This is a genomic window from Aeromonas aquatica, assembly GCF_000764655.1.
GTDB classification, from domain to species: Bacteria; Pseudomonadota; Gammaproteobacteria; order Enterobacterales; family Aeromonadaceae; genus Aeromonas; species Aeromonas aquatica.
Genome location: NZ_JRGL01000164.1, coordinates 1 through 13201 on the forward strand (window position 1 = coordinate 1; position 13201 = coordinate 13201).

At 59.4% G+C, this 13201-nt stretch carries 13 protein-coding genes and 1 riboswitch; of the genes, 7 read left to right on the top strand and 6 right to left on the bottom strand.

Going from position 1 to position 13201, the window contains the following annotated elements; genetic code table 11:
* Positions 1–92 precede the first annotated feature (92 nt).
* On the bottom strand, positions 93–581 hold the full coding sequence (locus LG30_RS0120670; protein ID WP_033132585.1) for a C40 family peptidase: 489 nt from the start codon (positions 579–581) through the stop codon (positions 93–95).
* A 275-nt stretch (positions 582–856) separates the two neighbouring features.
* On the opposite strand from LG30_RS0120670, the gene LG30_RS0120675 reads away from it, so the two are divergent.
* Both LG30_RS0120675 and LG30_RS0120680 read left to right on the top strand, forming a co-directional pair.
* Positions 857–1579 (top strand): 4'-phosphopantetheinyl transferase family protein, encoded by a 723-nt coding sequence (locus tag LG30_RS0120675; RefSeq protein ID WP_033132586.1) that lies wholly within the window; start codon positions 857–859, stop codon positions 1577–1579.
* The gene (locus LG30_RS0120680) at positions 1576–2424 is read left to right on the top strand and encodes a tetratricopeptide repeat protein (protein WP_033132587.1); all 849 of its coding nucleotides are present in this window, start codon (positions 1576–1578) and stop codon (positions 2422–2424) included. Before LG30_RS0120675 ends, LG30_RS0120680 begins: the two co-directional genes overlap by 4 nt.
* A gap of 141 nt (positions 2425–2565) precedes the next feature.
* On the opposite strand, the gene LG30_RS0120685 is transcribed toward LG30_RS0120680, so the two are convergent.
* Positions 2566–2808 (bottom strand): Lpp/OprI family alanine-zipper lipoprotein, encoded by a 243-nt coding sequence (locus LG30_RS0120685; RefSeq protein ID WP_010634682.1) that lies wholly within the window; start codon positions 2806–2808, stop codon positions 2566–2568.
* A gap of 223 nt (positions 2809–3031) precedes the next feature.
* Positions 3032–3685 carry a 3,4-dihydroxy-2-butanone-4-phosphate synthase gene (gene ribB / locus LG30_RS0120690; RefSeq protein WP_033132588.1) on the bottom strand — a complete coding sequence of 218 codons (654 nt, stop codon included), beginning with the start codon at positions 3683–3685 and terminating at the stop codon, positions 3032–3034.
* A gap of 104 nt (positions 3686–3789) precedes the next feature.
* Positions 3790–3936, bottom strand: a riboswitch (FMN riboswitch).
* Positions 3937–4182: 246 nt separating this feature from the next.
* On the opposite strand from ribB, the gene purU reads away from it, so the two are divergent.
* On the top strand, positions 4183–5019 hold the full coding sequence (purU, locus tag LG30_RS0120695) for a formyltetrahydrofolate deformylase (RefSeq protein ID WP_033132589.1): 837 nt from the start codon (positions 4183–4185) through the stop codon (positions 5017–5019).
* Positions 5020–5086: 67 nt separating this feature from the next.
* Here the strand turns inward: purU and LG30_RS0120700 are convergent, their stop codons facing one another.
* Both LG30_RS0120700 and cls read right to left on the bottom strand, forming a co-directional pair.
* Positions 5087–6355, bottom strand: coding sequence for a DUF945 family protein (locus LG30_RS0120700; protein ID WP_033132590.1), 1269 nt, complete (start codon positions 6353–6355; stop codon positions 5087–5089).
* Between the two features lie 108 nt (positions 6356–6463).
* Positions 6464–7945 carry a cardiolipin synthase gene (gene cls / locus LG30_RS0120705; protein WP_033132591.1) on the bottom strand — a complete coding sequence of 494 codons (1482 nt, stop codon included), beginning with the start codon at positions 7943–7945 and terminating at the stop codon, positions 6464–6466.
* A 96-nt stretch (positions 7946–8041) separates the two neighbouring features.
* Here cls and LG30_RS0120710 point away from each other — a divergent pair, with 96 nt between their 5' ends.
* A complete protein-coding gene (locus LG30_RS0120710; RefSeq protein ID WP_033132592.1) occupies positions 8042–8584 on the top strand; it encodes a YceB family lipoprotein in 543 nt (180 codons plus the stop codon).
* A gap of 1 nt (position 8585) precedes the next feature.
* Here LG30_RS0120710 and LG30_RS0120715 read toward each other — a convergent pair whose 3' ends face one another.
* A complete protein-coding gene (locus tag LG30_RS0120715) occupies positions 8586–9026 on the bottom strand; it encodes a GNAT family N-acetyltransferase (protein ID WP_052101243.1) in 441 nt (146 codons plus the stop codon).
* 471 nt (positions 9027–9497) lie between these two features.
* On the opposite strand from LG30_RS0120715, the gene LG30_RS0120720 reads away from it, so the two are divergent.
* The 3 genes from LG30_RS0120720 (at position 9498) to LG30_RS0120730 (ending at position 13123) form a co-directional block, all read left to right on the top strand.
* Positions 9498–10655 carry a M23 family metallopeptidase gene (locus LG30_RS0120720; RefSeq protein ID WP_033132594.1) on the top strand — a complete coding sequence of 386 codons (1158 nt, stop codon included), beginning with the start codon at positions 9498–9500 and terminating at the stop codon, positions 10653–10655.
* 180 nt (positions 10656–10835) lie between these two features.
* Complete coding sequence (locus LG30_RS0120725) at positions 10836–12233, top strand: alpha-amylase family protein (protein ID WP_033132595.1); 1398 nt, start codon at positions 10836–10838, stop codon at positions 12231–12233.
* Positions 12234–12373: 140 nt separating this feature from the next.
* Positions 12374–13123 carry a lytic transglycosylase domain-containing protein gene (locus tag LG30_RS0120730; RefSeq protein ID WP_420796359.1) on the top strand — a complete coding sequence of 250 codons (750 nt, stop codon included), beginning with the start codon at positions 12374–12376 and terminating at the stop codon, positions 13121–13123.
* Positions 13124–13201: the final 78 nt, after the last annotated feature.

Consider the following 13201-nt stretch of genomic DNA (forward strand, 5'->3'; position numbering starts at 1 on the left):
GGGACATAGCCATAAAAAACCGGGCCATCAGAGCCCGGTTCAAGTGAGGTTGGAGAAACAGTCCGTACTACGAGCCGTTTGTCCAGCCTGACTCAGATCTCGATCCGGCGTGCCTGCCAGAACTTGCCACGCCAGTAGGAGCTGTCCAGCTTGGAGCGCGTCACCCCGGCTCGGGTGGAGGCATGGATGAATTCACCGTTGCCCACATAGATGCCCACATGATTCAGGCGCTTGCTGATCTTGAAGAAGACCAGGTCCCCTTCCACCAGATCCCGCTTGGCAACACGCGTGCCCTCATGGACCTGGGAGCGGGTATCGCGGGGCAATTCGATACCGACCGCATTGCGGAACACTTCACGGGCGAAGGCGGAACAATCGATACCACGCTGACTGCTGCCTCCCATGCGATAGGGAACACCACGCCACTCTTTATATACGGTCAGGATTTCGTTCACATCGGGTGTCTGCGAAGCTTCCGGTTCAACCACGGGTTCCATCATGGAAACTTCGATCTTGCTCGCGACCTCGGTCTGGGGTGCCGAGGCACAACCCACCATTCCGAGCGCGACCAGCAGTAGCATCAGGTGGCGCAATCCTTTATCCCCGCAAAATAGTAAAACTTGTTAAAATACGGCCCGGAAGGGCAATTTATAAGGCAACAGCACCCGACTATATCCAAGAATTCTATCGAGGCAAGTGAAAATCCCTATCGACATCACATTTTTGCAAGGAAATGCATTATTTTTCATAATTAATGTGATCATGCCCAAACAATATACAATCCCGAAAGTGACCATGAGGGCCAGCCAAAACTGATCCTTATCGCTACTTCAGCCTCTTTTTTAAGTGAAAAATTATGATCTCTGCGGATCTCTATTTGTTAAAACCAGCTCAGATCGACGCCGACCAGTTGATATCGCTGCCTGGCGAGCTCTCCTTGGAGGAACTGCGTCATTGGCATGAGATCCGGCAGCCACATCGCCAACGGGAGTACCTGCTCGGCCGTGTCTTGCTGCGCCGCCTGCTGGCCGAGCGGCTCGGTTGCCCGGCCGATGAACTGCAGTTTTGCACCAACGTTCATGGCAAACCCGCCCTGTGCAGCCATCACTGGCAGTTCAATCTCAGTCACAGCGGCGACTGGCTGGCGCTCGCCCTCTGCCAGCAAGGGCCGCTCGGCATCGACATAGAGATGGGCCTGCGCCGCCGGCAGATACTGCCCTTGGCACAGCGCTTTTATGCACGGAGTGAATACGAATGGCTGGCGGCATTGCCGGAAGCGGGGCAGGAATCGGCATTTTATCGCCTCTGGTCACGCAAGGAGGCGGTGCTGAAGGCCCAGGGCAACGGTATTGCCGCCGGGCTCGACAAGGTGTGTTTCATGCCCGAGGAGGACTGGCGGCTGGAGAACCGACTCGACACCCAGTCCTATCAGGTGCAGGACTGGCCACTGGGCAGCGGCTGGCTCTGCCTCGCGGCCCCAACCCGCAGTGTCAATGGCTACCTGCTGGATGGGCGCTTGAAATCCACCCCCCTAGGCCCCATGTTAACTCACACCATTTTCCGAGAGTCAGCCTCATGATCGTCGACATCAATCCCCAGAATTTCCACGCCGAACTGATCGATGCGTCCATGAAGAAACCGGTCGTCATCTATTTCCATGCGCCCCAGATGCCAGAATGCCAGGGCATGACCCCGCTGGTTGAGGCCCTGGTCGGCCCGGCCAATGCAGAGGTCACCCTCGCCAGGGTCGATATGAATGATCCCCAGTTGCAGCCGCTGGCCAGCCAGCTGGGTCTGCGCGCCCTGCCCGCACTGGTGCTGTTCCATCAGGGCCGGCCGGACGAGCAGGCCATCCTGGAAGGCCCGCAAGATGAGGCCACCCTGCGCCAGTACTTCGCCGCCTTCGCCCCCAAGGAAGAAGAGCTGTTGCTCGAGCAGGCCAAACAGGCGCTGGCCGAAGAGCAGGCCGATCTCGCCCACGCTCACCTCACCAAGGCGCACCAGCTGGCACCGGAGCGTCACGACATCAGCCTGTGGCTGGTGCAAGCCGCGCTGGATCTGAATCTGCTGGAAGAAGCGCAGACATTGCTCGCGACCATCCCCATGGTGGCGCAGGATGATCACTATCAGGCGCTGAGCTCTCGTCTGGCGCTGGCACTGCAGGCCGCGGACAGCCCCGAGCTACGAGCCCTAGAGACTCGTCATGTGGCAAACCCGGGAGATGATGCACTCAGTCAGGAGCTGGCGGTGCTCTATAGCCAGGTCGGTCGGCAGGAAGAAGCCCTGGCACTGCTGTTCAGCATCCTCAAGCGCGACATGGCGTTTGGCGATGCCAAGAAGATCTATCTCGATATTCTGACGACCATGGGCACCAATCCGGTGGCGCAGAATTACCGTCGCAAGCTCTATAGCCTGCTGTATTGATCGAGAGAGAAAATAAGAAGTCTGGGTGATGCCGAGCTATCGGCATTGCCTTGTTCAGGCGAAGGATGGCAAAACGCGGAATATGACGAATTTCAGGCAAAAAAAAATGGCGCATTAAAATGCGCCATTTTTTCGCATGGATTACTTCTTGTAGGAAGTAGCCATGTTGTCGATGCGCTGGTTAGCACGCATAGCTTCTTGCTTGGCTTCTGCAACATCAGCAGCGATCTTGGATTGATCAGCACGAACAGCGCTAACATCTTGAGCCAGTTGGTCAACTTTGTTAGACAGATTCTGAACGGAAGTTTCCAGTTCGCTGGTGTTTGCACAACCGCCCAGCAGAGCGGACAGACCAACAACACCTACCAACAACATTTTTTTCATTTTTAAAGCTCCCTTTAACTCGCCAGACGTTTAGCAAGCGGCGTGATTATGGCACAAATAAATCCGAGTTTGGATAGGCCCCATCGCAGATAAACGCATTAAAACCCTCATTTTTTTTTAAACGTACACTTTTTGTGCAAACCTAAGTCAAAAATGAGTGCCCTGGATGAGGTTCGTGCAAAGCGTAACCAAAAAATGTACTTATTTCAATTTCGTATGAAGCTCAGGCTGAACGTTCTGCCAACAATTGACGGTATTGCACCAGATCTTCGATGGTCAGCACCGGCATCTGATGCTGGCGACCAAATTCCACCAGATCGGGCAAGCGGGCCATGGAACCATCTTGCTTGGTCAACTCGCACAACACCCCAAAGGGTTTCAACCCAGCCAACTGCATCAGATCGACAGTGGCTTCGGTGTGACCACGTCGGGTCAGCACACCACCGGTACGGGCACGCAGCGGGAAGACATGGCCTGGACGGTGCAGATCCGATGGTTGGGCACCGTCGGCGATGGCGGCCCGGATGGTGGTGATGCGATCGGCGGCGGAGACACCAGTGGTCACCCCCTGCGCCGCTTCTATGGTTACGGTGAAGGCGGTCTGGTAGTGGCTGGAGTTCGCCTCCACCATCATGGGCAGCTCCAGCTGGCGTACCCGTTCATCGGTCAGGCAGAGGCAGACGATGCCGGAGCACTCGCGGATCATCATGGCCATCTGTTCGTTGGTCATGCTTTGTGCGGCGAAGATGAGGTCACCTTCGTTCTCGCGATCTTCATCGTCGGCCACCAGCACGCCACGACCGGCACGCAATGCGGCCAGCGCAGCTTCGACGCGAGCAATGGGATCACCAAATTCACTGAGTAGAGACTGATTCATGGTAAGACTCCTAAATAAGACAAGGACCAGAATCAGGGCATGGGAAGGCAGACAGAAGTGGGCATGCGGCAGCCAGCCCCAAGGGGCCTGACCGGCACACTCTGTCTTATCCTCTTTCATCCGGACTATGACCGTCGGCTCCGGCATCTCACCGGATCTGCTGACCCCGACCAAGGTCGGGCGCTCGCGGGCTCCCCGAGTCAGATCGGGATACCGCCGGTGGGGACTTTCACCCCGCCCTGAGAATAAGCGCAGACAGCGTAAAGAAAAAAAGCGCGGGATACCAGCCTAAAAACCATCAGCGACAGGGCGGGTTCAGCCTGCCTTCGTTGCGGTCAGCCTGCGGCAAGGGCGCACGGCGCGCTGTCTTTTCTGATTTTGTTTGTGGCATATTGCCGAGAAAAGTACCCGAAAAATAATGCGCCTGACCACAGGCCAGAAAAAACGCGACCTGCACAGACTCAGGCGCCAACACCACAAACGGAATCATGACAGAGATGGAAAAGAAAATACTGCTGACGGATTGCCCCGACGCCAAGGGCCTCATCGCCAAGATCACCAACATCTGCTACAAGCACCAGCTCAACATCAACAAGAACGATGAGTTCGTCGACCACGAGAATGGCCGTTTCTTCATGCGCACCGAGCTGGAGGGGCGCTTCAACGACGAGACCCTGCTGGCGGATCTCGACGATGCCCTGCCGGCTGGCGCCCAGCGCCGACTGGTCAAGGCGGGCAAGAAGCGGATCGTCATCCTGGTGACCAAGGAGACCCACTGCCTCGGCGACATCCTGATGAAGAATTACGCCGGCGCGCTGGACATGGACATAGTGGCGGTGATCGGCAACTACGACACCCTCGCCGAGCTGACCGGCAAGTTTGACATTCCCTTCCACGGCGTGAGCCATGAGAACCTGAGCCGGACCGAGCACGAGGAGCAGGTGCGTGCCCTCATCGATGGCTATGAGCCCGACTACGTGATCCTGGCCAAGTACATGCGGGTGCTGACCCCGAGCTTCGTGGAAGCCTATCCGCGCAAGCTCATCAACATCCACCACTCCTTCCTGCCCGCCTTCATCGGTGCCCGCCCCTATCGTCAGGCATTCGATCGCGGGGTCAAGTTGATCGGCGCCACGGCGCACTTCGTGACCGACGATCTGGATGAAGGTCCCATCATAGAGCAGGACGTGATCCACGTCGGCCACACCTTCAGCGCCGACGACATGGCCAAGGCGGGACGGGATGTAGAGAAGTCCGTGCTGAGCCGGGCACTGGAGCTGATCCTGAACGAGCGCGTCTTCGTCTATGGCAACAAGACGGTGGTGTTCAAGTAAGGCCGTAGCTGCCAGCACGACACCAACAAAAAAGGCTCCCGAGGGAGCCTTTTTTATCTGCCTGAATTCACTCGTGCAGCGCCAGACCGTTGATGGTCGCCATGCCTTTCTCGAGTTTGAACTCGGCATTAAGCTGTTCCTGCTCCGCCTTCAGATAACCCTGGGCGGTGAACTGCGCCAGCATGGGCGCCAGTTGCGGAACGGCCTTGCCCAGCTTGTCGCCGAGGCTGGCATGGAGCAGCCCGGACAGGGCCTGCATTCCCTCCTCGCTCCCCATCAGTTGCTCCAGCGAGGTCGGTGCCAGCTTGGCCTCCCCTTTCACGCTGACGGGTTCGCCATTGAGCTGGGCGCTGAGATCCGCCAGCTCCAGCGTGGCGCCCCGTTGCAGCATCTTGTCCAGCGCCTGCTGGATCGCCGCCTCATCCACCCGCTGGCCGCTGGCCGCCTGCAGCGTCTGATAGCCTTCCAGATCCAGCCCCTTCAACGACAGGTCCAGATTGCCCTGGGTCAGCGCCAACTTGTCGCCCTCGTTCTCCAGGTTGAGGGTCGCGACCTTCATCTGATAACGGCTGGAGAGGGTCTGGGCATCGTCACCCGCCAACTGAGTCGAGCTGGTCAGCCCCTGCAAGGAGAGCTTGGCACTCTCAGGCAACGTCAGGGAGAAGGCGGACAGGGTCGCATCGCTGCGAGGCGAGAGCCAGACGCCGCTTATTTCGGCCACGTCGGCGCTGCCCTTGAGATCCGCCAGCACCATGTCCATCTTGCTCTGGGCATCATGCAAGGTGACCCCCTGCCACTGGAAGGTGATGTGGCCGTTGCCATCCAGATCGCCGCTGTAACTGCCGTTCAGGGGCAGGAAGCTGATTTCGTTCATCCCCTCCTTGACCTTGAAGTCGCTCAGCCAGAAGCGGGCGCTCTGACTCTGGGTCAGGAGGCTGCTTGCCGATTCGAGGCCAAGCTGCCACTGCTGCATGCCAAGGGCGGTGAAGACGGGGGCCAGCGTCCCCTTGCCGGTATCGAGCAGCAGCTGGCTCTTGATATAGAACGGCAAGATGCGGTTGTTGCTATTGAGCTCCATCTCGATGGGCTCGCTCCCCGCCAGCTGGGGATCCAGGCTCGCCAGCGCCTGCGGCGTCACCACCACCTTGAGCACGCCATCACGGGTAAACAGGTTCTCGCTGCTTGGGGTCCAGGTGAGCTCGATGCCACTGCCCTCTTTCACCTTGGCGATCTCCTGTGCGAGGATCCGATCGAAGGTCTGTCCGGTATACCAGCAGGCGGCCAGTCCACCTGCCACCAATACCGCACCGACGGCCAGGGCCACTTTCTTTTTCATCTTGATCTCACTCTCTAAGGCGCATTGGCGCACTCTACGGGGCAGATGGGGACACAGGCAAGTGCCTTCCCGGCTCAGAACCCATTATCTGCGGTCACTGCTGCGTTTTTATAGCAAGGGGCTGAACAGGTAGAAGATGTTCTCCAGCAGCTTCTTGTACCAGGGGCGGGCTCGCCACTGGGCCAGCGACATGGGGGTCGCCTCCAGCATGTAGCCCTGCACCAGCTGGTTCATCTCGGCGACAAACACCGGATTGTCGATGAGCAGGGTCACCTCGAAGTTGAGCCAGAGGCTGCGCCTGTCGAGATTGACCGTGCCCACCAGGGCAAAGTCGTCATCCACCAGCACGCTCTTGGTGTGCAGCAATCCGGCATCATAGCGATAGATCTCGACCCCGGCCTCGAGCAACTCCTCCATGAAGGAGTTGCAGGCGTGGTTGGCCATCAGGGAGTCGTTGCGCGCCGGCAACACCAGTTGCACCAGCACGCCGCGAGCCGCCGCCGAGGAGAGCGCCGCCGCCAGCGGATCGTCCGGCACGAAATAAGGGGTGGTCAGCACCAGGTGATGGCGCGCCTGATAGATGGCCAGCAGCAGGCTCTGCTGGATGCAGTCGCCGCCGACGAAGGGACCGGAGGGGATGAGCTGGGCGCGATAGTTGGTCTGGGGCCAGGCTTCGGGTTCGTGCTGCAGACTGTCGAGCAGTCGCTCGCCAGTTTCCATCTCCCAGTCCGAGACGAAGGTGGACCACATCAGCGGCACCACTGGCCCCTGCACCCGGATCATGATGTCGACCCACTGGCCGACCCCCGCATCTTGTTTGAAGAAGCGAGGATCCACCATGTTCATGGAGCCGGTGTAACCGACCCTGTCATCGATTACCACCAGCTTGCGGTGCATGCGCAGATCCTGGCGCTGGAACGGGATACGCCAGGCCCCGACCGGCAGCACCTCCACCAGCTTGACCCCGGCCTTGCGCAGCCGCTTGGGCCAGGCCGAGCGGAAAAAGGCCTTGCTGCCGATGGAGTCAAGCAGCACGCGACAATCCACGCCGCGCTGCGCCACTGCGATCAGGGCCTCGGCCACCGCATCCGCGTGCCCACCAGGATGCCAGATGTAGAACTCCAGATAGCAGGATTGGGAAGAGTGGCGGATGTCGCGCACTATCTCCTGCAAGATGACATCCGGCTTGTGCAGCAGCGTCATCCGGTTGCCGGACAGCATGGGCATGGCCAGCCGCCCCTGAATGAGATCGTGCAACGGCCGCGCCTTGCTCCCCACCTCGCAGCAGTGCTGGGGGAAGAGCCGAGCCAACTGGCGGATCCAGATGGCATAAGGGCGATACATGGCCTGGGCCCGCTCGGCCCGCTTGCGACCCAGCCTGATTTCCCCAAACAGCACATAGAAGCCGACCCCGGCAAAGGGGATGGCATAGATGAGTGCCAGCCAGGCCAGCGACACCCCGATGGGACGCCGCTTCATCACCACCCGCAGCGACACCCCCGCCACTATCACGGTGTGGAAGAAGAGCAATAACCAGCCGAGAAAGCGAGAAAACAGCAACTGAACGTCGTATTCCAGACCGTCGAGCAAGGCGACTCCTTGATGTCATGGTGAAATAGAGTGGGCAGACCCCACAGAGCCAGAATGGTATGCTGAAGAACAAACCCATTCTATCAGGTCGTTAGCATGATCCTGCAATCTATGCTGTTGAGTCTGGCCATGCTAGGTCAAGGCTCATATGACATCAATGAGCAACAGATAAATCAGTACCTGCAATCCCAGGTGCAAGTGGATAAACAACTGGAGTTGCCCGGCATCATCAAGGCCCATGTCCAGCTCGAGCAGAGCGACGTCCAGATCGGCCGCCAGAGTCCGGATACCGCCAGGGTGTTTGGCAAGGGCAAGCTGAAGATCGCCCTGCCGGATCAGACCGAGTACGACGCGCTGCTGAACATGACCTATGAGGCCAGGCCGCGCTACGACAAGGCCCAGAGCGCCCTGTTTCTCGACAATATGAAGCTGATTGACTACAAGCTGGAGCCGGCGGCGGCGGAACAGAAGTTTGGTTTCATGCTGAGGATGCTGCTGCAGAGCATGGAGAAGCGGCTGGAGACTCAGCCCGTCTACAAGCTCGATGACAAGGATCCGAACCAGGCCTGGCTCAAGGACAATCTGCTGGGGCTGGAGCTGTCACCGGGCAAGATCCATCTGCTGACCAAGCCCCGGTGAGTCAGTTGTAAATCGTGGACGTGGCTTGACGCACCAGCAGCTCGATCTGATAACCCTGCTCGCGCTGCTGGTGATAGAGGGTATAGAGGGGTCCATCCAGCTCGTGCAATGAGAGATGGGCGAAGCCCGCCTTGAGGTAAAACGGCTTCTCGAACGGCAGGGCGTGACAGACCACGGGCTTGTCCAGCAGATCGTTGCAGGCGCGCTGCAACAGACGAGAGCCCAGCCCCAAGGACTGGTAATGGGGCAACAGTCGAAAGCCGCACAGATGGTAGTAATCCTGCTCATCGCGCAGGCGCACGGCGCCCACCAGCCAGTGGGCGTCGCGCACCACGAAGATCCGCTCGGCCAAGTCCGGCACATAGTGGGAAAACGTCGTCTCGTAGTAGTCCCTGATCAGGGAAAGATCCGCCTCACAGTACTCTTCGAAGCTGAGCTCCATCGCCCGGCAGCTTGTTACACCCATGTCACTTTCGGCCACCCAGGCCCTCTCTTTTTGCCTTTATCGTCCGACCTTGCCTTGCAGATCGGACCAGTTGGATTGGTACAACAAAATAACACGCCTTTAACTTACAAAGAAGCCAATAGCCTGATGACTATCCCCCTGTCATCTCAGCTTCCGCTGAAGAGCAGGCTGACTTGTCCGTTCAATTGACTGCCTGGATCATCCTACTCGCTTTACGGATCTATGCCATAGATGGGATCGCAAGACTTTGATTTAGAATGGTAAAACATTAACGTAAATATTAATTAACAATGATTATTGTTATCAGACCCAAAATAAAGATTCGTTCGAGTAGCAATTTATGCTTTTCCTTCTAGGGTAAGACCTTGGCATAGCCAGGCGCTGTCGTTGCCGACACAGGAGCCATCCCGTCCGCATCTCAGGATGCCAAGTCGCAAGGAGAAGAGCATGTTCAAGACGACCTCCCCCTTACTGATGCTGATGTTCCCCGCCCTCGCCTGGGCCGGTGATCTGCATGCCCCGTCCGCCCCTTATCACTTCAGCAGCGCACAGCTAAGGGCTGACCATAGTCCGGCGCTACCGCTGGAGGAGGCTCACTTCGTGTTTGGCGAGGCCGCCATGGCCTTCGATCTGCACGACTTCCTGCTGCAACAGGCGCCACATCTGCTGCCCAAGGAGGAGGTGATCCTGCATTGGAGCGGTATCACCAGCCTCAACCCCCAACTGTTGCTGGCGCTGATGGAGGCCGATAGCCAGCTCATCTCGGCGCCCTCGAAGCAGGCCATGGCGGCCCCCTTCGCCAACCTGGTCAAGGCGAAAGGCTTCGATAACCAGCTGGAGCAGATGGCCCGCCAGCTCTCGGATCGCTTCTATCAGGCCAGGAGTCAGCAGCAAAACACGCAGATAGGCCCCACCCTCCCCCGCGACGATGCCCATAGACTCGCCCTCGCCAGCCTGCTGGGCGAGCAGGATCAGCAGCGGCTGACCGAGCAGTGGAAAATCCTGTTCGGGACCGATGCCCTGACCCGCGCCAAGGCCAGCATCGCAGACTCCCCGGCTCGGCTGGCCTCCGGCCAGTTCCAGCTCCCCTGGCGGCAGGGATACAGCTGGAAGGTCAACGGTGCCCACTCCCACAGCGGCTCCGGCTACCCCTACTCCTCCATCGACGTCTCCTACGACTGGCCGGGCTGGGGCGGTGCCACCTACACGGTGACCGCCGCCAACAGCGGCACCGTCACCGTCTTCTCCCGTTGCCAGCTCAGGATCACCGCCCCCAACGGCTGGGCCACCAACTACTACCACATGAGCGGCATCTCGGTGCGCAGCGGCGACTATGTGACGGCGGACAGCCCCATCGGCACCTATGCCGGCAACCGCAACGATGCCCTGTGCGAGGGAGGGTCCTCCACCGGCCCGCACCTGCACTTCTCCCTGCTGCGTAACGGCGTCTATCAATCTCTGCAAGGGCAACGCCTGAGCAGCTATGGGATCAACGTGGGCAACAGCAACTACGACGACAACTGCAACCATTTCTGGCTGCAAGACGGTCGCAACAACCAGCGAGTCTGCGCCTGGCAGCCGGTCTACAACCATGGCCTCGACTAGTCATCAAGTAACAGAAAAGACAGTAACAACAATGAGTTGATGGTTTTATGCAAGCCGTCACAAGTCCGCATAACCCACCTTGAGGATGCTCACAAAACAGCCACTCGGTGATTGCCGCCACCGAGTCGCGATGTGAGGCTTTGGGTGCCCATTTGGGCACCCAAACAAGGACAGACAATAATGAAAAACACAGCGGGGATCTGGGTGATCGCAGGCATGCTGATCGCCCCACTGGCGCAAGCCGACGTCATACTGCACGCCTTCAACTGGAAATACAGCGAGGTCACTGCCAAGGCCGATCTCATCAAGGGGGCGGGCTACAAGCAGGTGCTCATCTCACCGCCCCTCAAGTCCTCCGGCAACGAGTGGTGGGCCCGTTATCAGCCCCAGGATCTGCGGCTCGTCGACAGCCCCCTCGGCAACAAGCAGGATCTCGAGCAGCTGATCGCCGCCATGCAGGCCCGTGGCATCGCCGTCTATGCGGATGTGGTGCTCAACCACATGGCCAACGAGAGCTGGAAGCGCAGCGACCTCAACTACCCCGGCACCGAGCTGCTAGGACAATACGCTGCTAATCCTGATTACTACGGCAGACAACGACTATTTGGCGACCCGGGACAGAATTTACTGTCACCATCCGACTTTCACCCAGAGGGTTGTATCACCGATTGGAGCGATCCCGGCCATGTCCAGTACTGGCGTCTGTGTGGCGGCGCCGGCGACAAGGGGCTGCCGGATCTTGACCCCAACAACTGGGTAGTGAGCCAGCAGCAGGCCTATCTCAAGGCGCTCAAGGGGATGGGGATCAAGGGTTTTCGGGTCGATGCGGTCAAGCACATGAGCGATTACCAGATCAACGCGGTGTTCACCGCCGAGATCAAGCAGGGCATGCACGTGTTTGGCGAGGTGATCACCACAGGGGGCGCCGGCAGCACCGATTACGAGCGCTTCCTCAAGCCCTATCTCGACAACAGCGGCCAGGGCGCCTATGACTTCCCGCTGTTCGCCTCCCTGCGCGGGGCGCTCGGCTATGGCGGCAGCATGAACCAGCTGGCGGATCCCGGCGCCTACGGTCAGGCCCTGCCGGGCAACCGGGCGGTCACCTTCGCCATCACTCACGACATCCCCACCAACGACGGTTTCCGCTACCAGATCCTGAACCAGACCGACGAGAAGCTGGCCTATGCCTATCTGCTCGGCCGGGATGGCGGCTCGCCCCTGGTCTATTCGGATCATGGCGAGACCCAGGACAAGGACGGCCTGCGCTGGCAGGACTACTACCTGCGAAGCGATCTCAAGGGGATGATCCGCTTCCACAACGCCGTGCAGGGTCAGCCCATGCAGCTCGTCGGCAGCGGCGACTGCTTCGTGCTGTTCAAGCGCGGCAAGCAGGGGCTGGTCGGCGTCAACAAGTGTGATTACGAGCAGGAGTACTGGCTCGACACCGCCAAGTTCGAGCTGAACTGGTATCGCAACTACAAGGACGTGCTGGATCAAAGCGCCGTCATCAATGTGCAGAGCCAGTGGGTGCGGGTCGCCATGCCGGCGCGCAGCGCCCGCCTCTGGCTGCTGGAATAAACAGGTAAGCGCCTTGCCCGAGGCCGCCACAGCGCGGCCTCATTTTTTGGCTTTTCTTCTGGCGCGCCACACGGCGCGCTTGTTCTGCCTCGCCCCTGATGCTTTACTCAACGGGCGTCCAAGGCTTAAGGAGCAAGCCGTTGAAAGCATGGATCTTGCTGGGAGCCATTCCCCTGATTTCCCTCTCTGTCTGGGGCCAGATGCCATCACCGGCCGAGGTGGTGATCCTGAAGACAGAGACCCCCCCCACCATCACGGTGAAACCTGTGGCCACAGCAAAACCAGAGCCCGCCCCTGAGCTGGCCAAGACATCGACTCCGGCGCCTCGCCAGATCCAGGTCTACAAGTCGGTGCAGAAGAACGGGGTCATCCGCTACTCCGACATGATGCCGGAGCAGGGTCACTACGAGCTGCTGCTGTTCAACGACTGCTACGCCTGCGACCCCGCTTCCAAGGTCAACTGGCGCACCACCGGCCTCTTCCTCTACGACTACGCCAGCACCATCAAGGCGGCAGCCAAGACCTACAGCGTCGATCCCGCCCTCATCCGCGCGCTTATTCACGCCGAGTCCGCCTTCAACCCGCTGGCCGTCTCCCGCAAGGGCGCCATGGGGCTGACCCAGCTGATGCCGGCCACCGCCCGTGAACTGGGGGTGGGCAACGCCCTGCTGGCGGAGCAGAATATCTTCGGCGGAGTGAAGTACCTGGCGGGCTTGCTCAAGCAGTACGACGGCAACATCTCTTTGGCCACCGCCGCCTACAACGCGGGCGCCGGCGCCGTGCAGAAGCACGGCGGTATCCCGCCCTATGCGGAGACTCGCGCCTATGTGGAGCGAGTCAAACTGCTGCACCAGCGCTACCGGGATATGCTGAACGCCCGCGGTTTGTAAGACAAAAGCACGGCGTCATCCCTTCCCATCCATCATGCGGAAACCCGCGCCTATGTGGAGCGGGTCAAGCTGTTGCAC